Origin of the sequence: Streptomyces sp. NBC_00190 (assembly GCF_036203305.1) — a bacterium.
Lineage (GTDB): Bacteria > Actinomycetota > Actinomycetes > Streptomycetales > Streptomycetaceae > Streptomyces.
Map to the genome: position 1 here is coordinate 2,316,860 of NZ_CP108131.1, position 23,109 is coordinate 2,339,968.

Annotated in this window: 27 protein-coding genes; 10 read left to right on the plus strand and 17 right to left on the minus strand. The window is 73.3% G+C overall.

Annotated elements, in window-relative coordinates:
* The first annotated feature begins 149 nt into the window (after window positions 1-149).
* The 7 genes from OG429_RS11310 to OG429_RS11340 are packed head-to-tail and all read left to right on the plus strand — an operon-like array spanning window position 150 to window position 7,963.
* Entirely contained in the window at window positions 150-1,136 is a 987-nt protein-coding gene (locus tag OG429_RS11310) for an ADP-ribosylglycohydrolase family protein (RefSeq protein WP_328925179.1), read from the plus strand.
* Window positions 1,133-2,416: an ADP-ribosylglycohydrolase family protein gene (locus tag OG429_RS11315; protein ID WP_328925180.1), complete on the plus strand. Its 1,284-nt coding sequence runs from the start codon at window positions 1,133-1,135 to the stop codon at window positions 2,414-2,416. The genes OG429_RS11310 and OG429_RS11315 overlap by 4 nt, the downstream gene beginning before the upstream one ends.
* Before the next feature lie 7 nt (window positions 2,417-2,423).
* Window positions 2,424-3,569 carry an ADP-ribosylglycohydrolase family protein gene (locus tag OG429_RS11320; RefSeq protein WP_328925181.1) on the plus strand — a complete coding sequence of 382 codons (1,146 nt, stop codon included), beginning with the start codon at window positions 2,424-2,426 and terminating at the stop codon, window positions 3,567-3,569.
* Complete coding sequence (locus tag OG429_RS11325; RefSeq protein ID WP_328925182.1) at window positions 3,566-5,041, plus strand: ADP-ribosylglycohydrolase family protein; 1,476 nt, start codon at window positions 3,566-3,568, stop codon at window positions 5,039-5,041. Before OG429_RS11320 ends, OG429_RS11325 begins: the two co-directional genes overlap by 4 nt.
* Window positions 5,038-5,961 (plus strand): ribokinase, encoded by a 924-nt coding sequence (rbsK, locus tag OG429_RS11330; protein WP_328925183.1) that lies wholly within the window; start codon window positions 5,038-5,040, stop codon window positions 5,959-5,961. Before OG429_RS11325 ends, rbsK begins: the two co-directional genes overlap by 4 nt.
* Entirely contained in the window at window positions 5,958-7,151 is a 1,194-nt protein-coding gene (locus tag OG429_RS11335; RefSeq protein ID WP_328925184.1) for a CaiB/BaiF CoA transferase family protein, read from the plus strand. The genes rbsK and OG429_RS11335 overlap by 4 nt, the downstream gene beginning before the upstream one ends.
* Window positions 7,148-7,963, plus strand: a complete 816-nt coding sequence (locus tag OG429_RS11340; protein ID WP_328925185.1) for an HpcH/HpaI aldolase/citrate lyase family protein — start codon at window positions 7,148-7,150, stop codon at window positions 7,961-7,963. Before OG429_RS11335 ends, OG429_RS11340 begins: the two co-directional genes overlap by 4 nt.
* Here the strand turns inward: OG429_RS11340 and OG429_RS11345 are convergent.
* The 12 genes from OG429_RS11345 to hisI all read right to left on the minus strand — a co-directional run bounded on the left by OG429_RS11345 (window position 7,953) and on the right by hisI (window position 18,566).
* Window positions 7,953-9,314 carry a glycosyl hydrolase family 28-related protein gene (locus OG429_RS11345; protein ID WP_328925186.1) on the minus strand — a complete coding sequence of 454 codons (1,362 nt, stop codon included), beginning with the start codon at window positions 9,312-9,314 and terminating at the stop codon, window positions 7,953-7,955. The two genes, OG429_RS11340 and OG429_RS11345, sit on opposite strands and share 11 nt — an antisense overlap.
* Before the next feature lie 111 nt (window positions 9,315-9,425).
* Complete coding sequence (lgt, locus tag OG429_RS11350; RefSeq protein ID WP_328925187.1) at window positions 9,426-10,457, minus strand: prolipoprotein diacylglyceryl transferase; 1,032 nt, start codon at window positions 10,455-10,457, stop codon at window positions 9,426-9,428.
* An 88-nt stretch (window positions 10,458-10,545) separates the two neighbouring features.
* Window positions 10,546-11,457, minus strand: a complete 912-nt coding sequence (locus OG429_RS11355) for a DsbA family protein (RefSeq protein WP_328925188.1) — start codon at window positions 11,455-11,457, stop codon at window positions 10,546-10,548.
* 120 nt (window positions 11,458-11,577) lie between these two features.
* Complete coding sequence (trpA, locus tag OG429_RS11360) at window positions 11,578-12,408, minus strand: tryptophan synthase subunit alpha (RefSeq protein WP_328925189.1); 831 nt, start codon at window positions 12,406-12,408, stop codon at window positions 11,578-11,580.
* Window positions 12,405-13,682, minus strand: coding sequence for a tryptophan synthase subunit beta (trpB, locus tag OG429_RS11365; RefSeq protein ID WP_328925190.1), 1,278 nt, complete (start codon window positions 13,680-13,682; stop codon window positions 12,405-12,407). Before trpB ends, trpA begins: the two co-directional genes overlap by 4 nt.
* A gap of 206 nt (window positions 13,683-13,888) precedes the next feature.
* A complete protein-coding gene (gene trpM / locus OG429_RS11370; RefSeq protein WP_328925191.1) occupies window positions 13,889-14,113 on the minus strand; it encodes a tryptophan biosynthesis modulator TrpM in 225 nt (74 codons plus the stop codon).
* A gap of 8 nt (window positions 14,114-14,121) precedes the next feature.
* Window positions 14,122-14,931: an indole-3-glycerol phosphate synthase TrpC gene (gene trpC / locus OG429_RS11375; RefSeq protein WP_214932893.1), complete on the minus strand. Its 810-nt coding sequence runs from the start codon at window positions 14,929-14,931 to the stop codon at window positions 14,122-14,124.
* Between the two features lie 172 nt (window positions 14,932-15,103).
* A complete protein-coding gene (locus OG429_RS11380) occupies window positions 15,104-15,583 on the minus strand; it encodes a DUF2752 domain-containing protein (protein WP_328925192.1) in 480 nt (159 codons plus the stop codon).
* 83 nt (window positions 15,584-15,666) lie between these two features.
* Complete coding sequence (locus tag OG429_RS11385; protein ID WP_328925193.1) at window positions 15,667-15,918, minus strand: HGxxPAAW family protein; 252 nt, start codon at window positions 15,916-15,918, stop codon at window positions 15,667-15,669.
* A 114-nt stretch (window positions 15,919-16,032) separates the two neighbouring features.
* Window positions 16,033-16,677 carry a TIGR02234 family membrane protein gene (locus OG429_RS11390; RefSeq protein ID WP_328925194.1) on the minus strand — a complete coding sequence of 215 codons (645 nt, stop codon included), beginning with the start codon at window positions 16,675-16,677 and terminating at the stop codon, window positions 16,033-16,035.
* Window positions 16,678-16,691: 14 nt separating this feature from the next.
* A complete protein-coding gene (locus tag OG429_RS11395) occupies window positions 16,692-18,182 on the minus strand; it encodes an anthranilate synthase component I (RefSeq protein WP_328925195.1) in 1,491 nt (496 codons plus the stop codon).
* A gap of 15 nt (window positions 18,183-18,197) precedes the next feature.
* Window positions 18,198-18,566, minus strand: a complete 369-nt coding sequence (gene hisI, locus OG429_RS11400; protein WP_328925196.1) for a phosphoribosyl-AMP cyclohydrolase — start codon at window positions 18,564-18,566, stop codon at window positions 18,198-18,200.
* 92 nt (window positions 18,567-18,658) lie between these two features.
* Between hisI and OG429_RS11405 the strand changes: the two genes are divergently transcribed.
* From OG429_RS11405 to OG429_RS11415, 3 genes are all read left to right on the plus strand, one after another.
* On the plus strand, window positions 18,659-19,291 hold the full coding sequence (locus tag OG429_RS11405) for a TIGR03085 family metal-binding protein (RefSeq protein WP_328925197.1): 633 nt from the start codon (window positions 18,659-18,661) through the stop codon (window positions 19,289-19,291).
* Window positions 19,292-19,512: 221 nt separating this feature from the next.
* Window positions 19,513-20,037 (plus strand): DUF6232 family protein, encoded by a 525-nt coding sequence (locus tag OG429_RS11410; protein WP_328925198.1) that lies wholly within the window; start codon window positions 19,513-19,515, stop codon window positions 20,035-20,037.
* Window positions 20,034-20,384: a hypothetical protein gene (locus OG429_RS11415; RefSeq protein ID WP_328925199.1), complete on the plus strand. Its 351-nt coding sequence runs from the start codon at window positions 20,034-20,036 to the stop codon at window positions 20,382-20,384. Before OG429_RS11410 ends, OG429_RS11415 begins: the two co-directional genes overlap by 4 nt.
* A 36-nt stretch (window positions 20,385-20,420) precedes the next feature.
* Here the strand turns inward: OG429_RS11415 and hisF are convergent, their stop codons facing one another.
* Genes hisF through OG429_RS11440 form a run of 5 tightly spaced genes read right to left on the minus strand, consistent with a single transcriptional unit; the run spans window position 20,421 to window position 23,107 of the window.
* A complete protein-coding gene (gene hisF, locus OG429_RS11420) occupies window positions 20,421-21,176 on the minus strand; it encodes an imidazole glycerol phosphate synthase subunit HisF (RefSeq protein WP_328925200.1) in 756 nt (251 codons plus the stop codon).
* Entirely contained in the window at window positions 21,173-21,559 is a 387-nt protein-coding gene (locus OG429_RS11425) for a RidA family protein (RefSeq protein ID WP_328925201.1), read from the minus strand. Before OG429_RS11425 ends, hisF begins: the two co-directional genes overlap by 4 nt.
* On the minus strand, window positions 21,556-22,284 hold the full coding sequence (priA, locus tag OG429_RS11430) for a bifunctional 1-(5-phosphoribosyl)-5-((5-phosphoribosylamino)methylideneamino)imidazole-4-carboxamide isomerase/phosphoribosylanthranilate isomerase PriA (protein ID WP_328925202.1): 729 nt from the start codon (window positions 22,282-22,284) through the stop codon (window positions 21,556-21,558). Before priA ends, OG429_RS11425 begins: the two co-directional genes overlap by 4 nt.
* On the minus strand, window positions 22,284-22,943 hold the full coding sequence (gene hisH / locus OG429_RS11435; protein ID WP_328925203.1) for an imidazole glycerol phosphate synthase subunit HisH: 660 nt from the start codon (window positions 22,941-22,943) through the stop codon (window positions 22,284-22,286). Before hisH ends, priA begins: the two co-directional genes overlap by 1 nt.
* A complete protein-coding gene (locus tag OG429_RS11440) occupies window positions 22,940-23,107 on the minus strand; it encodes a hypothetical protein (RefSeq protein ID WP_328925204.1) in 168 nt (55 codons plus the stop codon). Before OG429_RS11440 ends, hisH begins: the two co-directional genes overlap by 4 nt.
* Window positions 23,108-23,109 lie beyond the last annotated feature (2 nt).

The window sequence follows — 23,109 nt, forward strand, 5'->3', positions numbered from 1 at the left end:
GGAAGGCCGTACTTACCTGGGGTTTTGGGGGTCGGCGACCGGGTGACGGGGGTGTTCGCGCGGTGTTTCGCAACGAGCGACAAACCGTATGCCATGGCACAAATCCCCCAAGGGCTCAATATGAGTCCCACCAAGTGGAGAGGCTCGCCATGGAGCTGATTGCATGCAATCCGCAGGTCCTCCTCGAACGGGCCAGGGGCGCTCTTCTGGGCCTCGCGGTGGGCGACGCGCTGGGCGCCCCCGCGGAGAACATGAAGCCGTCGGAGATCCGGGCGAAGTGGGGCCGCATCGAGGGTTTCGTGTCGGAGGACCCGGCGGGCACGGACGACACCGAGTACGCGATCTTCTCGGGGCTGCTGCTGGCCCGGCACGGCTCGGCGCTGACCGTCTCCCACGTGGAGCGGGCGTGGCACCACTGGATCGCCGACCTGGACGAGGGCCCGTTCCGCGGCGCGGGCTTCTCGGAGCGCGGCACCCTGGAGAACCTCCGCCGGGGCCTGGCGGCACCCATCTCGGCCCAGCACCGGCACGCGTGGAGCGACGGCCTGGCGATGCGGGCGGCCCCCTTCGGCGTCTTCGCGGCCGGCCGCCCCGCGGAGGCCGCGCGGCTCGTCGCCATCGACGGCTGCGTCAGCCACGACGGCGAGGGCATCTACGGCGGCCAGGCGGTGGCGGCGGGCGTGGCCGCGGCCATGGCGGGCGGCAGCCCCGCGTCGGTGGTCTCCGCCGCCCTGTCGGTCATCCCCTCCGACTCCTGGACGGCCCGCTCGCTGCGCCGGGCCGTCACCGCCGCCCCGCGCGGCGAACGGGCCGTGCGGTCGGCGGTCGTCATCGGCGGCTACCCGTGGACGGACCTGGCGCCCGAAGCCGTGGGCCTGGCCTTCGGCGCCTTCGCCGCGTGCCGGGGCGATTTCCCCACCTCGGTCCTGACCGCGGTCAACATGGGCCGCGACGCGGACACCACCGCGGCGGTGGCGGGCGCCCTGGCCGGCGCGATGTCGGGCGCCCCCGCGATCCCCGCCGACTGGGCCTCGGCCATCGGGCCGGTGCGCGGCAGCTGCCTCCCCTCGATGCGGGGCTACCACGTCCTGGACATCGCGGACCTCCTCACACCGGAAAACGAGGGCCCCCGATGACCCCCACCCCGTTCAGCCCGGACACGATCCCCGCCCCGCCGGACCCGCCCGCGCCCCGCGCCTTCGCACCCCCCGCGGCATCCCCTCCGGGCACGCGGGCCACCGGGCCGGCCCCAGGTACCCCGGACGTCGCCGCCCCTGCCGTGGGGGACACGTCCGGCCCCCGCCGGATCGAGGGGCTGCTCCTCGGACTCGCCGCGGGCGACGCCGCCGGGTGGCCCGCAGCCCGGCACCGCGCCAGCCGGATGCCCGAATGGACCCGCCGCCTGACCCGCGAGCTCGACACCTTCGCCGAGCAGAACGCCACCACCACCCTCCCCGTCCCCATCGCCCTCAACCAGCCGCCCGAACCCCTGCGCCTCGGCCCCTCCGACGACGCCGAGTGGGCCGCCTTCGTCGCCGAGTCCGTGCTCACCGCCGCCGGCGTCCTGCTCAGCGACCTCTCCCGGTCCAGGAGGATGCGCGCCGCCATCGACCTCGCCTGGAACGCCCTCGCCTCCGAAGTGGCCGCCGCGGCGGAACGCGCGCCCGAGGTCGAGTCCGCCGTCCTGCCCCTGCGCGCCCGGATCTCCGTCCGCGCCGGCCTCGGCAACCTCGCCACAGGCCTGCGCCCGCCCGCCACCGGCCACGACAACCCGCACTTCTTCGACGACGCCGCCTGCGTCCGCGCCTGCGTCCTCGCCGTCGTCCACCCCGGCGACGCCCGCGCGGCGGCCGACCTCGCCGAGTTCGACGCCCGCTACACCCAGGACGGCGACGGCGTCCACGGCGCCCGCGCCATGGCCGCCGCCCTCGCGACCGCCCTCGCCGGCGCGGACGTCGACGCCGCCGTCGACGCCGCCCTCGCACAGCTCCCCGGGACGACCGAGATCGGCCGCAACGCCCGGCACGCCGTCAAGCTCGCCCGTACCCAGACGGAGGGCGGCGGCGCCTTCGCCATCGTCCCCGTCCTCGAACACGAGATCGTCGACCACGTCTACAGCTACGGGATCGCCGCCGCCGAGACCGTCCCCGTGGCGCTCGCCCTGGCCACCGCCGCCCGCGGCAGGACAGCCGAAGCGGTCCCGGCCGCCGCCTGCCTGTCGCGCGTCGCGGACTCCGCCCCCGCCCTCGCCGGCGCGCTCACCGGCGCCCTCGGCGGCGGCGACTCGATCCCCACCGCCTGGCGGGAGGCCTGCCGCACCCTGTCCGGCTGCACCCTCCCCCGCCTCGCCGGCACCGATCTCGTGGAACTCGCCGCGCTCCTCGCTCGCACGGAACTCACCTCACCCAAGGGATGATTCGGACATGACGCTCACGTTGGAGGACCGGGCCTGCGGCGCTCTCGTCGGAGCCGCCGTCGGCGACGCGCTCGGCGGCCCGGTGGAGGGCTGGAGCCCGGACCAGATCCTGGAACGGCACGGCGGCCGGGTGCACGGCATCGTCGGCCCCTGGCACGAGGACTGGCGCACGGCCCGCCCGATCGCCCCGTACCACAAGGGAGATGGCCACGTCACCGATGACACCCTCATGACGCACGCCCTGGTAAGGGTCTACGAGACGGTACGGGACCACCTGGACGCCTACGCGGTCGCGGACCACCTGGTGCCGGACCTGATGACCAACCCGCGGTGGATCCCGGAGCTGGAGGCCGAAGCCCTCCCGCTCCAGCGGATCTTCCTCGCCGAGAAGTGGATCGTGACCCGGCTGCACTACGCGCACGCCGACCCGCGCGAGGCAGGCAGCGGCAACATCGTCAACTGCGGTGCGGCGATGTACATGGCGCCGGTGGGGATCGTCAACGCGGGCAACCCGGCGGGCGCGTACGCGGAGGCCCTGGACATCGCCGGCGCGCACCAGTCCTCGTACGGGCGGGAGGCGGCGGGCGTGTTCGCGGCGGCCGTGGCGGCCGCGTGCGTCCCCGGGGCCACGGCCGCCTCGGTGGTGGACACCGCGCTGTCCCTCGCGAAGGACGGCACGCGCGAGGCCGTCTCCGCGGTGTGCGAAGTCGCCTCCCGCCACCGGGACTTCGAGTCGGCGCTGGCACCGCTGCGCACGGCGGTGGCCCCGTACGACTCGGTCGGCCCGGACTACCGCGCCCCCTCGCTCGGCGCCCGCCGCCCGTCCCGCCTCCACTCCATCGAGGAACTCCCGGTCGCCCTCGGCATGCTGCTGATCGCGGACGGGGGGTACGAGACCTCCGTGCTCGGAGCGGTCAACTACGGCCGGGACTGCGACTCCATCGCCACGATGGCGGGCGCGATCGCCGGGGCCCTGGGCGGCGAGGCCGCGGTCCCGGCCGCCTGGGCCAAGCAGGTCGCCGAGGCCAGCCGCCTCGACCTGCACGCCCCGGCCAGGTCCCTGGCCGCCGTGGCCCGCGAGGTCTTCGCCCGCGACCGCTCCCGCCGCCGCTCCCACGAGTCGGCCTTCACCGCGATCTCGACCCCCCGATGACCCCGCCCTGCCCGGACCAGCCCGCGCCGGTACGGCTCACCTGGGCGCAGCCCGAGGACCTCGTCGGGCACGAGCTGCGCCAGGCGGCCGAGGACGGCCGGGATCCCGGGCCCGCGCTGCGGGTCTGGCTGGCGGCGGGCGGCCACCCGGCGCCGGCCCGGGCCGGCGCCTCCCCCGCCCCCGCGCCACCCGAGCTCCGCGCCCTGGCCTCCCGCATCCTGGACGAGCTGGCCGCCCTCCCGTCCCCGGCGGCCGCCACCGAGCCGCAGTCCTGGAACGCCATCCGCGCCACCTGGCTCCCGGACCCGCGGGGAACGCCCGGCGGCTCCACGGCCCGGGAGCCCACCGCCCCGGGGCCTGCGGTCCTGCCCCCGGCCCCGGAAGCGGCGCCGGCGGGGCGGGACCCCCGTCTGCGGACCCGGCTGGAGGCCGCCTGGCTGGGGCGGGCCGTCGGCTGCCTTCTCGGCAAGCCCGTCGAGAAGCTGCCCCTCCACGGGATCCGGGCACTGGCCCGTGCCGCGGGCAACTGGCCGCTGAACGACTGGTTCACGGCCCGCGGCGTGCCGCCGGAGGTACTGGCCGCGTACCCGTGGAACCGCCGCTCCGCCCCCACCTCCCTCGCCGAGAACATCGACGGCATGCCCGAGGACGACGACCTCAACTACCCCCTCCTCGGCCTGCTCCTGCTCCGGCGCCACGGCAAGGGCTTCACCACCGACGAGGTCGCCCGGCTCTGGCTCGACGAACTGCCCGCCGGGCGGACCTTCACCGCCGAGCGCGTCGCCTACCGCAACCTCCTCCTCGGGCTGGAGCCGCCCGCCACCGCCACCCACCACAACCCCTTCCGCGAGTGGATCGGCGCCCTCATCCGCGCCGACGTGCACGGCTGGACCAACCCCGGCGACCCGGCCGCCGCCGCGGCCCAGGCCTACCGCGACGCCGCCTTGACCCACACCGGCAACGGCGTCTACGCCGCCCTCTTCATCGCCGCCGCCACCGCGCGGGCCGCCACCGGCCGGGCCGACGTCCACACCGCGCTCCGGGCCGGGCTGGCCGTCGTACCGCCCCGCTCACGCCTCGCCGAGGCCGTCCGCTTCGGGATCGCCGCCGCCGCCGAACCCGACTTCGACCGCGTCGTCGACCGCCTGCACGCCCGCTACGGCCACTACCACTGGGTGCACGCCGTCCCCAACACCGCCCTCATCGCCGCCGCCCTCACCCACGCCGACGGCGACTTCACCCGCTCCGTGTGCCGCGCCGTCTCCGGCGGCTGGGACACCGACTCCAACGGCGCCACCGCCGGCGCCCTCGCCGGACTCCTCGCCGGCTCCCCGGACGCCATCCCGCACCGCTGGACCGCACCCCTCAAGAACCGTCTGGCCACCACCGTCCCCGGATTCGACGGCGTCGGCTTCGACGCCCTCGCCGACCTCACCCACCGGCTCACCGCACAGGAGGCAGCACGCTCATGACGGCCATCGCCGTGCTCGGCAGTACGAACATGGACCTCGTCGCCTACGTCCCCAAAGCCCCCCGCCTCGGCGAGACCGTCACCGGCCGCGCCTTCCGCACCGTCCCCGGCGGCAAGGGCGCCAACCAGGCCGTCGCCGCCGCCCGCTGCGGCGGGAAGGTGGTGATGATCGGCGCGGTCGGGGCGGACGAGTTCGGCGTACGGCTGCGCTCCGCGCTCACCGCCGCCGGGATCGACACCGCGGCCCTGCGCACCGTCGAGGGCGCCAGCGGCACCGCCCACATCACCGTGGACGACGAGGGCGGCAACAGCATCATCGTCATCCCCGGCGCGAACGCCGCCGTCACCGGCCTGGAGTCGGGGGACGAGTCCCGGATCGCCGCCGCGGGCACCCTCCTCCTCCAGCTCGAACTCCCGCTGCGGGCCGTCCTCGCCGGGGCCCTCGCCGCCCGGTCGCGCGGCGTCCGTACGGTCCTCACCCCGGCCCCGGTACAGCCGCTGCCGGCCGAACTCCTCGCCGCCACCGACCTCCTGGTCCCCAACGAGCACGAGGCCGCCGCGCTCACCGGCCTCACCGACCCCCGCCAGGCCGCCGAGGCCCTGCTGGAGGACGTGCCCGAGGTGGTGATCACCCTCGGCGCGGCCGGAGTCCTGTACGCCGCCCGCGGCCGGGAGCCGCTGACCGTGCCCGCGCCCGGGGTCCGGGCCGTGGACACGACCGCCGCCGGGGACACCTTCGTCGGCGCCCTCGCCGTGGCCCTCGGCGAGGGCCGGTCCATGCCCGAGGCGCTGCGCTGGGCCTGCGCGGCGGCCGCGCTCTCCGTCCAGCGGCCCGGCGCCCAGGACTCCATGCCGACCCGCGCCGAGACCGACGCCTTCGCCGGGCCACGGCCCGCAGCCCGGCCCGGAGCCGCCTCGTGACGACCGCCGGGCCCCTGGAAGGGCTCCGCGTCCTCGACCTCGCCACCCTCTTCGCCGGGCCGCTGGCCGCCACCCTGCTCGGCGACTTCGGCGCCGAGGTCGTCAAGGTCGAGCACCCCGGCCGTCCCGACCCCTCCCGGGGCCACGGCCCCGCCAAGGGCGGCGTCGGCCTGTGGTGGAAGCTGCTCGGCCGGAACAAGCGGACGATGACCCTCGATCTGTCCACCCCCGGCGGCCGGGACACCCTGCTGCGGCTGGCCGCCACCGCCGACGTCGTCATCGAGAACTTCCGCCCCGGCACCCTGGAGAAGTGGGGCCTGGGCTGGCCCGAGCTGTCCGCCGCCAACCCGCGGCTGGTCCTGGCCCGCGTCACGGCCTTCGGCCAGCAGGGCCCGTACGCCCGCCGCCCCGGCTTCGGCACCCTCGCCGAGGCGATGAGCGGCTTCGCCGCGATCACCGGGGAGCCGGACGGGCCGCCGACCCTGCCGCCCTTCGGGCTCGCGGACTCGATCGCCGCGCTGACCACCGCGTACGCCGTGATGACCGCGCTCGCGGGCCGCGACCGCACCGGGCACGGGCAGGTCGTCGACCTGGCCATCATCGAGCCGATCCTGACGGTGCTGGGCCCGCACCCGCTCTGGTACGACCAGCTCGGCTACGTCCAGCCGCGCACCGGCAACCGGTCCACCAACAACGCCCCCCGCAACACCTACCGCAGCGCGGACGGCCGCTGGCTGGCGGTGTCCACCTCCGCCCAGTCCGTCGCGGAGCGCGTGCTGCGGCTGGTCGGCCGGGACGAGCTGATCGCCGAGCCCTGGTTCGCGACCGGCTCCGGGCGGGCGGCCCACGCGCACGTCCTGGACGAGGCGGTCGGCGGCTGGATCGGCCGTCACAAGGCGGAGGAGGTCGTCACCGCCTTCGAGGAGGCCGAGGCGGCCGTCGCCCAGGTCTACGACGTCCGGGATGTGATGGCCGATCCCCAGTTCGCGGCCCTGGACACGGTCACGGAGGTCGAGGACCCCGAGCTCGGCCCGATCCGGATGCAGAACATCCTCTTCCGGCTCTCCGAGACCCCCGGCGGGATCCGCTGGGCCGGCCGCCCGCACGGCGCGGACACCGACGAGGTCCTGACCGAGCTCGGCCTGACCCGGGCCGAGATCACCGCTCTGCGCACCGAGGGGGCGCTGTGATCCTGACCTGGCTGTACGCGCCGGGCGACCGTCCCCAGGTGGTGGCCAAGGCCCTGGGCTGCGGGGCGGACGCCGTCATCGTGGACCTGGAGGACGCGGTACCGGCCTCCCGCAAGGAGTACGCCCGCGCGGCGACCGCCGAGCTGCTCGCCGGCCGGCCCCCGGTCCCCGTCCACGTCCGCGTCAACGCGATCGACTCCCCCTGGGGCGGCGCCGACCTCAACGCCCTCGCCGGGCTGCACGGCCTGGCGGGACTGCGGCTTCCCAAGGTCAACGCCCCGGACCAGATCGTCGCCGCCGCCGTGCGCACCGGCGGGGTGAGCCTGCACGCCCTGCTCGAATCGGCGGTGGGCGTGGAACGCGCGTACGAGATCGCCCGCGCGCACCCCGCCCTGCGCGGGCTCTCCCTCGGCGAGGCGGACCTGCGGGCCGACCTGGCAGTCAGCGCGGAGACGGGCCTGGACTGGTGCCGCTCCCGGGTGGTGGTGGCGGCCCGCGCGGCCGGCCTCGCGCCCCCGGCCCAGTCGGTGTTCCCCGACATCCGGGACCTGGAGGCGCTGGCCGTCTCCTGCGCGCGCGGCCGCTCGCTCGGCTTCCTCGGCCGGGCGGCGATCCACCCCCGTCAGCTGCCGGTGATCGAGCAGGCCTACCTCCCCGGGCCCGAGGAGGTCACGGCCGCACAGGAGGTGCTGAGCGCCGCGCGGGCCACCCCGGGGGCGCTGGCCCTGCCCGACGGCCGGTTCGTGGACCCGGCCGTCGTGGCGGCGGCCCACCGCACCCTGGCCCTGTCGCGGCGGATGGCTACGCGTTGAGCGCCGACCAGAGCCACTGGCCGCCGACCCGGACGTAGAGCCGCTTGTTGACGGAGTCCACCGCCATGGTGCCGTCCAGCGGCTGGCGGGTGAAGGAGGCGTCGGTGACCGGCCCGGGCACCAGCCGCAGGGGCGGGTTCGGCGCGTTCTTGACCGGGATCGTGCCGGTCGCCTGGGCGCCGAGGGTGCCGTAGCTGTTCTCCACGCGGAAGTCGCCGGTGGACGACTGCTCGTAGTAGATGTGGGTGCCGGTGGGCGCGGTGCCGTAGAGCCCGACGACGTTGCGCAGCACGGCGGTGGAACCGGGACCCGAGTAGAGCGCCACGCCCGCGTTGACGGTGGCCTTGTCCCGGTTGGCGATGACCACGTTCTCCAGCGCGCTGGAGCTCGCCGCCCAGCTGATGATGTTGCGCGCGGTGGCCGGGGTGCCCGCCGCGAAGTCGCCGGCGTAGCAGTAGATGTTGGTGGCGTAGACCTGCTTGCAGCCCGCGTCGGTCTTCAGGTGCGGACCGCCCTGCATCCGGGAGGTCTCGAACTTGCAGTCCGTGAGGTAGACGCCGTTGGGGTTGTTGGTGGTGACCGCGCCCTGGCCGATCCACAGGGCACCGGTGCCGAAGGCCTCCAGGCGGCACCCGGTGAAGTGGATCTGGTTGATGTTGTCCTTGCTGTGGCCCCAGGCGCCCTCGGTGGCGGAGGAGGCGTTGCGCAGCCAGACGTTGGGCTGGGTGGTGCTGCCGGTGGTGCCGGTGCAGTCCTCGATGACCAGGTTGTAGAAGCGGGAGTCCCAGAACTCCACGGCGTCGATGCACATGTCGTTGTTCGATGACATGAACACGTCGCGGAAGTAGGAGTTGTTGTTGTAGTAGAGCTCCAGCAGCAGGCCGGTCTTGCGGTTGCCGTTGAACCCGAGGTTCTCGACGGAGCAGTAGCGGCGATGGGTGGCGCCGGTGGAGTAGGCCGCTCCGGTGCCGGACATCCGCAGGAGGATGCCGTCGCCGCCCTTGATCAGCGTGGAGGCCTTGGCCCCGGCGCCCGCGAGGCGGATGCCGTCCGCCTTGACGGCCAGGGCCGGCGCCCCGGCCGCGGGCTTGACCAGGTACTTCCCGACGGGGAAGTACACGGTGCCGCCGCCGGCCGCGGCCGCCGCGTCGAGGGCGCGCTGGACGGCCGCGGTGTCGTCGGTGGAGCCGTCGCCGACCGCGCCATGGCCCTTCACGTCGAACCAGTCGGGCGTTCCCGCGGCCGTGGCCGCCGCGGCGGCCCCGCCGCCGGACATCACCGCGGCCCCGGCCAGCCCGGCCACGGCCCCCGTCAGCAGTGCCCGGCGGGCGGTCTTCGGCTGTTCGGTCATGGTCTCCCCCTGATGATCAACAGACATCGGGGTTGATCATGCCAGGCGGCTCCGACAACGAGAGGGGGGTGCCGCGCGGTACGCGGCACCCCCCTCCAGCGACCCTTCGGGTCAGCGCTTCCCGGCCCCGGGAGCCTCGCCCTCGGCGCGCTCGGCGTCAGCCGACGGCGCCGCCCCGGCCTGCGCGCCCTTCGTCAGGACGGCCGCCTTCGCCTCGGCGGTCTCCGGCTTCGCCGGGTCCCCGGAGGCAGCCGCGGCCTCGCCGTCCTTCGGCTCCGTCCCGGCAGGGACGTCGGTGCCCTTGCCCTCGGCGCCCGAGGCATCGGAACCGGTGTCCGGTTCGACGACCTCCTCGCGGCCCGGCCGCAGCTTCGCCGACAGCACCAGGTAGACCACGGCCAGCACGAAGACGACGATCGAGGTCCACACGTTCAGCCGGAGGCCCAGGATGTGGTGCGCCTCGTCGACCCGCATGTACTCGATCCAGCCGCGGCCCACGCAGTACGCGGCCACGTACAGGGCGAACGCCCGGCCGTGTCCGAGCGTGAAGCGGCGGTCGGCCCAGATCACCAGCAGGGCGACGCCGACGCACCACAGTGACTCGTACAGGAAGGTCGGGTGGTAGGTGCCCGCGACCCGGTTCGGGGCCTCGCTGATCTCCACCGCCCACGGCAGGTCGGTGGCCCTGCCGTACAGCTCCTGGTTGAACCAGTTGCCCCAGCGGCCGCAGGCCTGGGCCAGCGCGATGCCGGGGGCCAGGGCGTCCGCCCAGGCCGGAAGCGGGATGCCGCGCAGCCGGCAGCCGATCCAGGCTCCGACCGCGCCCAGCGCGATCGCACCCCAGATGCCGAGGCCGCCCTCCCAGATCTTGAAGGCGTCGACCCAGTTGCGGCCCTCGCCGAAGTAGAGCTGGTAGTCGGTGATCACGTGGTAGAGGCGACCGCCGACAAGGCCGAACGGCACCGCCCACACGGCGATGTCCGCGACGGTGCCGGGCTTGCCGCCGCGCGCGATCCACCGCTTGTTGCCGAGCCAGACGGCGACGAAGACGCCGATGATGATGCAGAACGCGTAGCCGCGGAGCGGGATCGGTCCGAGATGGATCACGCCGGTCGACGGACTGGGGATGTAAGCAATGTCCATGGCAGACCCGACGCTACCTTGCCGGACGGGCACCACCGCAACCCGCCCGGCAAGCCGAAACCAAATCCACACCTGCCCCAGGCGTCGCTCAGCGCTCCCCGGGCCCTGACGAGGCACTCTTAGACGGCGTCCTCGACGGGGTCCTCGACGACGCCTTCGACCCCGTCCCGGAGCCGCCGGCCGGGGACGCCGACGGCGAGGAGACGCCCTTGGCCTTGGCCTCCACCTGCTCCTTCAGCTTCTGCGGGGTCACCGGATGGGCCTGGTCGGCGAAGATGTCCTTGCCGTCCAGCAGCACGCTCGGGGTGCCCCGGAACTTCCCGGCGGCGAAGGCCTCGTGCGATTTGGCCACCCACGCGTTGTGCGTGCCGTCCTCGACGCACTTGCGGAACGCGGGGGTGTCCAGCCCGTCCACCTTGCCGGCCAGTTCCAGCAGCTTGGCGTTCTTCCCGTAGGCGTCGTCGACCTCCTGCGGCTGGTTCTGGAAGAGGACGTCGTGGTACTCCGCGAACTTGCCGGCGTCCTGCGCGCAGGCCGCTGCGTTCGCCGCTTTCAGCGATCCGCTGCCGCCCATGTTGCCGTCGATGAGCGTGACCAGGTGGTAGTCGACCTTGAGGAGCCCCGCGGCCTCCAGCTCGTGGACGGTGGCCCGGTAGTTGTCCTCGAAGGACTTGCAGGCGGGGCAGCGGAAGTCCTCCCACACGGTCAGGGTGGACTTGGCCTCGTCCTTGCCCGTACGGATGGCCAGCGCGTCCTTGCCGGTGGCCCCGGAGGGGGCGACCACCGGTCCCGCCTTGCCCGCACCGCCGTCCTTGCCGCTGTTGGCCGCGATCAGGCCGACGACGGCGGCTAGGCCGAGCACGCCGACCACCGCCGCCGACACGACGAGGGTCCGCCGGCGCTTGTCCCGGGTCTTCTGCCGCTCGCGCTCCACGAGGAGTCGCTCCCGGGCCGATCGTTTCGTCGCATCGCGGTTCGCACCGTCGTTCTTCTCGCTCACGTTCGGCCAAACGAAGCGGGGAGGCACTCGCGTGCCTCCCCGCTCCCACTTCCACCCGATCGGGCTACTGGGGGCACCTCCCAGCGTTAGCTGGGGGACCGCTCGGATATGCGCTTCACGTCAGCTCCTGCGTACGCCTTCCGCAAGCTCGCCCGCCAGCGACCGTACGGCGGCCAGCCCGGCCGGCAGGTCCGGCGCGTCCAGCAGCAGCTTGACGAAGGCCGAGCCGACGATCACCCCGTCGGCGAAGGCCGCGACCTCCTTGGCCTGGGCCGGGTTGGAGACGCCCAGGCCGACGCAGACGGGGAGCTCGGTGGTGGCGCGGGTGCGCCGCACCAGCGCCTGGGCCTCGTTGCCGACCGATTCGCGGGTGCCGGTGACACCCATGAGCGAGGCGGCGTAGACGAAGCCGGAGCCGGCCGCCGTGATGGTGGCCAGGCGCTCGTCCTTGCTGCTGGGGGCCACGACGAAGACGGTCGCCAGACCGTGCTTCTCCGCGTGCTCACGCCACAGCGCGGACTCCTGGACCGGCAGGTCGGGCAGGATGCAGCCGGCGCCGCCCGCCGCCGCGAGCTCGGCGGTGAACCGCTCGACGCCGTAGCGGTCGATGGGGTTCCAGTACGTCATCACCAGGACCGGGGCCCCGGTCGCCTCGTGCGCCTCGCGCACGGTGCGGATCACGTCGGCGATCTTGACGCCGCCGCGCAGGGCGATGTCGTCGGCGGTCTGGATGATCGCGCCGTCCAGGACCGGATCGCTGTGCGGCAGGCCGACCTCGACCACGTCCGCGCCGCCCGCGATGACGGCCTTGACCGCCTCGATGGCACCGTCGACGGTCGGGAAGCCCGCCGGGAGGTAGGCGACGAGGGCCGCGCGGTCCTCGGACTTCGCCTTGGCGAGCGTGTCGCTCAGCAGCTGGATGCGCCCGGTCTTCTCACTGGCCGTGCTCACTTCGACTCCCCCTCGGTGTTCTTGGTCGCGCTCCGCCTCGGCTGCTCGGTGGCGTCGTACAGCCCGAAGTAGCGGGCCGCCGTGTCCATGTCCTTGTCACCGCGGCCGGACAGGTTGACGACCAGCAGGCCGTCCTTGCCCAGCTCCTTGCCGAGGTCGAGCGCGCCCGCGAGGGCGTGCGCCGACTCGATCGCCGGGATGATCCCCTCCGTACGGGAGAGCAGGCGCAGGGCCTGCATCGCCGCGTCGTCGGTGACCGCGCGGTACTCGCCGCGGCCCGTGTCCTTCAGGTACGAGTGCTCCGGGCCGATGCCCGGGTAGTCCAGACCGGCCGAGATGGAGTACGGCTCGGTGATCTGGCCCTCCTCGTCCTGCAGGACGTAGGAGCGGGAGCCGTGCAGGATCCCCGGCTCGCCCGCGGTCAGCGTGGCCGCGTGCTCGCCGGTCTCCACGCCGTGCCCGGCGGGCTCGAAGCCGACCAGGCGGACGTCGGCGTCCGGGATGAAGGCGTGGAACAGGCCGATGGCGTTCGAGCCGCCGCCGACGCAGGCCGCGACGGCGTCGGGCAGCCGGCCCGCGCGCTCGATGATCTGGCGGCGGGCCTCGACGCCGATGACCCGGTGGAAGTCGCGGACCATGGCCGGGAAGGGGTGGGGGCCGGCGACCGTACCGAAGAGGTAGTGGGTCCGGTCCACATTGGCGACCCAGTCCCGGAACGCCTCGTTGATGGCGTCCTTCAGCGTCCGGGAGCCGGACTTCACCGCGATGACCTCGGCGCCCAGCATCCGCATCCGGGCCACGTTCAGCGCCTGGCGCTGGGTGTCGATCTCGCCCATGTAGATGGTGCAGTCGAGGCCGAAGAGCGCGCAGGCGGTGGCGGTGGCCACGCCGTGCTGGCCGGCCCCGGTCTCGGCGATGACCCGGGTCTTGCCCATGCGCTTGGTGAGCAGCGCCTGGCCCAGCACGTTGTTGATCTTGTGCGAGCCGGTGTGGTTGAGGTCCTCGCGCTTGAGGAAGATCCGCGCGCCGCCCGCGTGCTCGGCGAACCGGGGCACCTCGGTGAGGGCGCTCGGGCGGCCGGTGTAGTTGACCATCAGGTCGTTGAGCTCGGCCGCGAAGGCCGGGTCGCCCTTGGCCTTCTCGTACTCGACGGCGACCTCGTCGACGGCGGCGACGAGCGCCTCCGGGATGAACTTGCCGCCGAAGTCACCGAAGTAACCCTCGGCGTTGGGGACGTGACCCTCCGGGTCCGGGATGAAGAATTGGCTGGACATGCCAGTGCTCCTACGGGAACGGAATGCGACGAGTGGTTTTCACCGTATTGCGCCGTCCGCCCGCGACACGCACACCACTCCACGACGGGGTGGCCGGTGCCGCCTGCGGGAAGGAGGACCCGCGCCCGGAGCCGGTCGGCCCGGGCGGTGGGCCGTACGGGGACCGGCGGGACGGTACGTCTCGTACCGTCGGCCGCAAGCCCTCGTTACAGCGCGCCTCCGGGACGCCATCGCATGCCGTTGACCTGACCGGGCTCGGAGCCGATCACGTACCGGACCCGCCGCCCGTGCACACGCCGGGCCGGGGCGCGGCAGCCGCGAGGGCGGCAGCCGCGCGCCAGGGGCGCGTGCGCCGTCGGCACGGCGACCGGGCCGCGGCGAGCTGCCTGCGGCGCGTGCGTCGTGCTGACGGAGGGGCGGTCGTGGGCCATGGGAGCGGTCAGCTCCGCCCGTGGCGCAGGGCGGGGTGGGCGCCGGCGGCGACGAGGTCGGCCACGGCCGCCTTCGGGTCGCGGCCGGTCACCAGGGACTCCCCGACGAGGACGGCGTCGGCACCCTCGTTGGCGTAGGCGATCAGGTCGTGCGGCCCGCGGATGCCGGACTCGGCGACCTTGACGATGTGGGCCGGGATCTCGCCGACGACGCGCTCGAAGGTGGAGCGGTCGACCTTGAGGTCCTTCAGGTTGCGGGCGTTGACACCGATGATCTTGGCGCCGGCCGCAACCGCACGCTCGACCTCTTCCTCGTCGTGGACCTCGACGAGCGGGGTGAGACCGATGGACTCGGCCCGCTCGATGAGGGAGACGAGGGCCTCCTGCTCCAGGGCCGCGACGATCAGCAGCGCGAGGTCGGCGCCGTAGGCGCGGGCCTCCCAGAGCTGGTACGCCGTGACGATGAAGTCCTTGCGCAGGATCGGGATGTCCACGCGTGCGCGGACGGCCTCCAGGTCGGCCAGCGAGCCACCGAAGCGGCGCTGTTCGGTGAGGACGGAGATGACCGCCGCACCACCCGCTTCGTAGTCGGCGGCGAGCCCGGCCGGATCGGCGATCGCGGCCAGCGCGCCCTTGGACGGGCTGGAACGCTTGACCTCGCAGATCACCTTGACGCTGTCGCCGCGCAGGGCAGCGACGCCGTCCTTGGCCTGGGGCGCCTTGGCGGCACGCTCCTTGAGCTCGTCGAGGCTCACGCGGGCCTGCCGTTCGGCAAGGTCTTCGCGGACCCCTTCGATGATCTCGTCGAGCACACTCACGCGAGCGGCCCCCTTCCGGGTCGATGACGGTCGGCCGCCTTGCAGACACGTACAACTGCAAGGTCAGCAATCAAATGGTATCCGCAGGAGGCGTTGCGCTCCGCACGCGGTTGACGGCGTCCCAGTAACTGGACATTCGGAATCCGGGCTTCATCCGGGCCCCGCACGGGACTCAGGGTGCCAGCGCCGAGCCGAAAGAAAGATTTCGGACAACGGCGAATGTCAGGCCCACCACGCCGATGGCCCACCAGTACGGCGGCCGCAAGGCGAGGCGGGGTACGGGCCCGCCGCGGTAGGCGCGAACCAGCCACAGGGTCATGAATCCCGCGAAGACGAAGTAGCCGACGACAGCGAGGGCATTTGCGCCGAAAGCTGTGGTCAGATCGCCGTGGGCGAACGCGTGCGCGCTGCGCAGACCGCCACATCCGGGACACAGGATTCCGGTCAGCCGCAGCAGCGGACAGACCGGGTAATGGCCCGGCTCGTTGGGGTCCACTGTGCCCACATACGCAAAGGCCGCCGCGGCCGCGGCCAGGGTGAGCACCGGGGCCGCGAGCCGCCGGGCCCGGGAGACCCGTACGGCGGGCGCGGTCCGCGGCGGCGCGGCGTCGGGGGTGTGAGAGGCGTCCACCCGCCGATTCTCGCCGATCATGACGACGGGCGCAGCACGACGGAGCGGGATGACAAAAGGCGCAGCCCGACCGGGCCGTGCCTTTCGGATCCGCGGTACCGCGCTCAGACCTTGGCGGGGACCTTGGAGGCGGCGATGACCTCGGCGAGGTCCTTGTGGGCAGCCTTCGGCATGCCCATGCCCGCGGCCTTCATCGCCATGCCGACGACACCGCCGAGCGCGACGACGACGAGACCGGCCCAGAAGCCCAGCGGGTTCGCGAGCACCATGAAGGCGCCGGAGATGCAGAAACCGATGAAGGCGATGATGACACCGGTCCAGGCGGCCGGGGTGTGTCCGTGGCTAGTGCCCGCCATGAGTTGCTCCTCGTTGGTCTGTCGCTGTGCTGTGTCGAAACGCGCGGCCTGTGTCGAACGCTCGGAGCCCATTGTCCCGCACAGGGCGGGGCCGCCGTCCACGGGGGGGGTCCGTCAGCGGGTCGGGTCCTCGCCCCGGTCCAGAGCCTTCCACAGATCCTCCGGGCGGTCCGGGTCCACCGCCGCGGGCCTGCGCGCACGGGGGCTGCCGTCCCGCTCGTAGCGCCCGCCCATCGCGGGCCAGCTGCGGCCGAAGCGCAGGGCCAGCAGCCCGGCCGTCAGGATCAGGGCCGCCCCGGCGGCCGTGACGTACGGCCACGCCGTATGGGTCAGCCCCACCACCTGGGCCGCGGTGTCCGCGGTCGTACGGGCGGCCTCCGCGTCCAGGGCCCGGCGGCCGTCGGCGGCGAAGACCGCGGTCAGCGCGGCGCCCAGGCCGCTGAGCGCCAGCAGCCCCGACACCAGCAGCCGCCCCTTGCCGCGTACGGCGAAGACGGCGACCAGGGCGGCGAGCCCGACGATGGCCAGGGCGGCGGGGAGTCCGGTGACGGCCCGCCCGTCCGCGGTCAGGGCGAGCGAATCGCCGCCCATCGCGGTGGTGCCCCGGGCCCAGATCCGGCCGGAGGCGAGCAGGACGACGGTGGAGCCGAGCGTGCCGAGCAGCAGGGCGACGGCCACGCTGCGGCGGCCGCCCTTGCTCTCGGGAGCCTCGGCGTCGGCATCGGTTCGGGGCGGGGGTACGGCACTCACGTACCCCACTATCCCCTACGCCCTCAGGAGCCGTGGAGGCGGTTCGCCGCTCCCACCGCGCGCAGCACCGCGGCCGCCTTGTTGCGGCACTCGTTGTCCTCCAGCTCGGGCACCGAGTCGGCCACGACCCCGGCGCCGGCCTGCACGTACGCCGTCCCGTCGCGCAGCAGCGCGGTGCGGATGGCGATGGCCGTGTCGGAGTCCCCCGCGAAGTCCAGATAGCCCACGCAGCCGCCGTACAGCCCGCGGCGGGTGGGCTCCAGCTCCTCGATGATCTGCATCGCGCGGGGCTTGGGCGCCCCCGAGAGGGTGCCCGCCGGGAAGCAGGCGGTGAGCACGTCGAAGGCGGTCCGGCCCTCGGCGACCCGCCCGGTGACGGTGGACACGATGTGCATGACGTGCGAGTACCGCTCGATGCTCATGAAGTCGACGACCTCCACGGAGCCCGGCTCGCAGACCCGGCCGAGGTCGTTGCGGCCCAGGTCGACGAGCATCAGGTGCTCGGCGCGCTCCTTGGGGTCGGCCAGCAGTTCCTCGGCGAGGTCGTTGTCCTCCTGCGGCGTGGCTCCGCGGTGGCGGGTGCCTGCGATGGGGTGGACCATGGCCCGGCCGTCCTCGACCTTGACCAGCGCCTCGGGGCTGGACCCGACCACGTCGAAGCCGTTCTCGAAGCGGAAGAGGTACATGTACGGGGACGGGTTGGTGGCCCGGAGCACCCGGTAGACGTCCAGCGCGGAGGCCTGGCAGGGGGTCTCGAACCGCTGCGAGGGCACGACCTGGAAGGCCTCGCCGGCGCGGATCCGCTCCTTGACGTCCTCGACGGCGGCCTGGTACTTCTCGCCGCCCCACAGCGCGGAGAACTCCGGCAGCTCGGAGGCGGGCAGCGGGGCCGGGACGTAGGGGGCGGGCCGCGCCAGGTCGGCCTCCATGGCGTCGAGGCGGGCCACCGCGTCGGCGTACGCCTCGTCCACACCCGATTCGAGGTCGTTGTGGTTGATGGCGTTGGCGATGAGCAGGACGGTGCCGTCCCAGTGGTCCATGACCGCCAGGTCCGAGGTGAGCAGCATCGTCAGCTCGGGCAGCTTCAGGTCGTCGGCGGCGTGCTCCCCGATGCGCTCCAGGCGGCGCACGATGTCGTAGCCGAGGTAGCCGACCATGCCGCCGGTGAAGGGCGGCATCCCGCCCGCGAGGTCGCGCGGGGTGTGCAGGGCCTCGACGGTGGCGCGCAGGGCTTCGAGGGGGTCGCCGTCGGTGGGCACGCCCACGGGCGGGGTACCGATCCAGTGCGCCTGGCCGTCCCGGACGGTCAGCGTGGCGTCGCTGCGCACGCCGACGAAGGAGTACCTCGACCAGGAGCGGCCGTTCTCGGCGGACTCCAGCAGGAAAGTGCCGGGGCGTTCGGCGGCCAGCTTGCGGTAGAGCCCGACGGGGGTGTCCCCGTCGGCCAGCAGCCTGCGGCTCACGGGGATGACGCGGCGGTCGGCCGCGAGCTTGCGGAACGAATCGAGATCCATGTGCGTGGGACCTGTCTAGTCGGCGTCGCGGAGGAGGACATCGTCGTCGAAGCAGGTGCGGGCGCCGGTGTGGCAGGCGGCTCCGACCTGGTCGACCTTGACGAGCACGGTGTCGGCATCACAGTCGAGGGCGACGGACTTCACGTGCTGGAAGTGGCCGGAAGTATCCCCCTTCACCCAGTACTCCTGGCGGCTGCGGGACCAGTAGGTACAGCGGCCGGTGGTCAGGGTGCGGTGCAGGGCCTCGTCGTCCATCCATCCGAGCATGAGCACCTCACCGGTGTCGTACTGCTGGGCGATGGCCGGTACCAGGCCGTCGGCGGAGCGCTTGAGGCGCGCGGCGACGGCGGGATCGAGGTTGTCGGGGCGGGGGGACGTACTCATGCCGCCATTGTGCCGGGCCGGAATGCCTGTTAAGGATCTCTGTCCGCCTGATGGGCAGGCGCGCGGCGGTATCCGGCCGTAGGCTGACCCGTATGTCTACCCATGCGAAGCGCGAACGACTGCTGCTGGCCGACCTGTTGGAGGCGGCCGGGCCGGAGGCGCCGACGCTGTGCGACGGCTGGAGCTGCCGGGAGCTGGCGGCGCACGTGGTCGTCCGGGAGCGCCGGCCGGACGCGGCGGGGGGCCTGCTGCTGAATGTGCTCAAGGCGCGGCTGGACAAGGCGATGGAGGAGTACACGGCCAAGCCGTACGAGGAGCTCATCCAGCTGATCCGGACCGGGCCGCCGAAGCTGTCGGTGTACGCCCTGAAGCCGATCGACGAGGCGGCGAACGCGGTGGAGTTCTTCGTCCACGCGGAGGACGTCCGGCGGGCCCAGCCGGACTGGTCGCCGCGGGAGCTGGACCCCGTGTTCGCGGACTCCCTGTGGACCCGGCTGGAGAGGCTGGCCCGGCTGACGGGCCGACGCTCGCCGGTGGGCCTGGTCCTGCGGCGGCCCGACGGCCGTACGGCGGTGGCGCACAAAGGCGTGCCCGTGGTGACCGTGACGGGAGAGCCGGGCGAGCTGACCCTGTTCTGCTTCGGCCGCCAGGACGCTGCCGCGGTGAACCTGGACGGTGACAAGGAGGCCGTCGCGATGCTGACGAGGGCACGACTGGGCATCTAGGAAGCCTGGCGTCGGGGCGGGTGCACTTGGCGTGAACATTCCCTTGCCCTTGTGACATCGGGCGAGCTTAATGAAGCCTCGCGCGGTCACATCGTCGACAACGCACGGGGGAAATCATGGAATCCGGCCCGGTCCCACCGCCACCGTTACCGCCCCGGCCACCGGCGGCGCCACCGCCTGCGCCACCGCCCAGAGCATCCGAGCCCGGTGTGGAGCTGCGGGTGGGCAAACGGCTGCTGTGGGTGGACGGCGCGGCCTATCCGCTGCACAACGTCGTCCGGGTGCGCACCTTCCAGATCAAGCCCGACCGCGGGGAAGCCTTCCTCCAGTTCCTGAAGTGGCTCGGTGCCACGGCAGCGCTGATCATCGTGCTCCAGGTCGCCTCTGCGGACGCGGGGTCGTCCAGCAGCTCGGACTACCGCTCGGGCAACGCCGCGGACAGCCTGTGGACCCTCGGCGCCATCATGGCGGTCATCCTCCTCGTCCGGCTGGTCACCCAGCTGGCCGCGCCGTCCCGGCACGTTCTGTCCGTGGAGACGTCGGGCCCCTCCACCGCCCTGGTGACGCTGCCCGACAAGGAGCAGCTGCGGCAGCTGGTCCGGCAGATCGTCCACGCCATCGAGCACCCGGAGACCGAGTTCGCCGTACGCGTCGAACGTCTGAGCATCAATCCGAGCAACTACCACCTCGGCGACACCGTGAACATGTACGGCGGCATCGGGAACACGGGGGTCGTGAAGAAATGACCGGTGGCAACCACTACGGCGACATCGTCAACATGAACCAGGGAAGCGGCAACACCGGAATCGTGAAGAACCAGTTCCCGGCCGTCGCCCCGCAGCTGCCCGCCGACCAGCGGGAGGCCATCGCCGAGCTGATCCGGCTGCTCGAAGAGGTGCGCGGCCAGCTCCCGCCCGCCGCCGTAGAGACCGTCGACGGCTCCCTGCGCACGATCTCCTCCGCCGGCAGCACCCCGCAGGAGCGCCACGGCGCCCTGATGACCGTGGCCGGCGTCGCGGCGGTGATCGGCCCGCTCGCCCAGCCGGTCGTCGACGCGGTCCAGGCGATCCTTCGGCTGCTGGGTGCGGGATGAGGTGCGGGCCCGGCCACAGGCCGGGCCCGTCCGGTCTCAGCGGACCGGGTGACCCGCCTCCCGGAGCGTGGCCTTGACCTCGGAGATCCGCAGGTCGCCGAAGTGGAACACCGAGGCCGCGAGCACCGCGTCGGCGCCGGCCGCGATCGCCGGCGGGAAGTGCTCCAGCTTGCCGGCGCCGCCCGAGGCGATCACCGGGACCGTGACGTGCCCCCGCACCGCCGCGATCATCTCGGTGTCGTACCCGTCCTTGGTGCCGTCGGCGTCCATCGAATTCAGCAGGATCTCCCCGGCGCCCAGTTCGGCCGCCCGGTGGGCCCACTCGACGGCGTCGATGCCGGTGCCCCGGCGGCCGCCGTGGGTGGTGACCTCGAAGGAGCCCGACGCGGTCCGGCGGGCGTCGACCGACAGGACGAGGACCTGGCGGCCGAAGCGCTCGGCGATCTCCTGGATGAGCTCGGGGCGGGCGATGGCGGCGGTGTTCACGCCCACCTTGTCCGCTCCGGCCCGCAGCAGCTTGTCCACGTCGTCGGCGGCGCGCACGCCGCCGCCGACGGTCAGCGGGATGAAGACCTGCTCGGCGGTGCGGCGCACCACGTCGTAGGTGGTCTCCCGGTTCCCGGAGGACGCGGTGATGTCGAGGAAGGTCAGCTCGTCGGCGCCCTCGGCGTCGTACAGCTTGGCCATCTCCACCGGGTCGCCGGCGTCGCGCAGGTTCTGGAAGTTGACGCCCTTGACGACCCGGCCGTTGTCCACGTCCAGGCAGGGGATCACCCGTACGGCGAGGGTCATGCCGCACCTCCGTACGCTTCCACCTCGACCTCGACGACCATGCTGGGGTCGACGAAGCCGGAGACGATGATCATTGATGCGGCGGGGCGGACCGCGTCGAACAGTTCCTTGTGGGCGCGGCCCACCTCGTCCACGTCCCGGGCGTGGGTGAGGTACATCCGGGTGCGGACCACCTGCTCCGGGCCGAGACCGGCCTGGGCGAGGGCCTTGAAGGCGACGCCGAAGGCGGCGACGGCCTGGTCGTACGGGCCGTTGGCGTCGGCCGCGGTGCAGCCGGAGACCAGGACGAGGCCGTTCGGGAGCTGGACGGCGCGGGAGTAGCCGATGACGTCCTCGTAGGCGCCACCGGAGGAGATGCGGCGCACATCGGAAGTGCTGCTCATGCGGAGACCACCTTCAGGGCTTCTTCCAGCGTGAAGGCCTTGGCGTACAGGGCCTTCCCGACGATCGCGCCCTCGACGCCCAGCGGGACCAGCTCGGCCAGCGCCCGCAGGTCGTCCAGGGAGGAGATGCCGCCGGAGGCCACGACGGGCCGGTCGGTGGCGGCGCAGACGTTCTTCAGCAGCTCCAGGTTGGGGCCGGTCAGCGTGCCGTCCCTGCCGATGTCGGTCACGACGTACCGGGCGCAGCCCTCGGAGTCCAGGCGGGCGAGGGTCTCGTACAGGTCGCCGCCCTCGCTGGTCCAGCCGCGGCCCTTGAGGGTGGTGCCGCGGACGTCGAGGCCGATCGCGATCTTGTCGCCGTGCTCGGCGATCGCCTTGGCGGCCCACTCGGGGGTCTCCAGGGCGGCGGTGCCGAGGTTGACGCGGGTACAGCCGGTGGCGAGGGCCGCGGCGAGCGAGGCGTCGTCGCGGATGCCGCCGGACAGCTCGACCTTGATGTCCATGGCGGCGGTGATCCCGGCGACCAGGGCGCGGTTGTCGCCGGTGCCGAAGGCGGCGTCCAGGTCGACCAGGTGCAGCCACTCGGCGCCGGAGCGCTGCCAGGCGAGGGCCGCCTCCAGCGGGGAGCCGTAGGAGGTCTCGCTGCCGGACACCCCGTGCACGAGGCGGACGGCCTGTCCGTCGCGGACGTCGACCGCGGGGAGGAGCTCAAGCGTCTTGTGCATCAGAGGGTCTCGATCCAGTTGGTGAGGAGCTGGGCTCCGGCGTCGCCGGACTTCTCGGGGTGGAACTGGGTCGCCCACAGGGCGCCGTTCTCCACCGCCGCGACGAACGGCTCACCGTGGGTGGCCCACGTGACGCGGGGGGCGCGGATCGCCGGGTTGGTGACCTCCAGGGTCCACTCGCGCGCCGCGTAGGAGTGCACGAAGTAGAACCGGGCGTCGGCGTCCAGGCCGACGAAGGCCTGGCTGTCGGCCGGGGCCTCGACGGTGTTCCAGCCCATGTGGGGGACGATCGGGGCCCTCAGCGGGCCGACCGTGCCGGGCCACTCGTCGAGGCCCTCGGTCTCGACGCCGTGCTCGATGCCGCGCTCGAAGAGGATCTGCATGCCGACGCAGATGCCCATGACCGGGCGGCCGCCGGAGAGCCGGCGGCCGATGATCCAGTCGCCGCGGGCGTCCTTGAGGCCCTGCATGCAGGCGGAGAAGGCGCCGACGCCGGGGACGAGGAGTCCGTCGGCGTCCATGGCCTTGTCGTAGTCGCGGGTGATCTCGACGTCGGCGCCGACGCGCGCCAGGGCGCGCTCGGCGGACCGGACGTTGCCGAAGCCGTAGTCGAAGACGACGACGGTCTTGGTGGGACGGGTGGTTGCGGCAGTGCTCATGCCCAGATTCCTTGGATTCGCAGGACCCCGGCGGCCAGACACATCGCCGAGGCGATGGCGAGCAGGAAGACGACCGACCTGGGCATCTGCTGCTTCTGGAAGGAGTAGACACCTCCGGCCAGGAACAGGCCGAGGACGATCAGGATCGTGTTGAGCCCGTTCACGG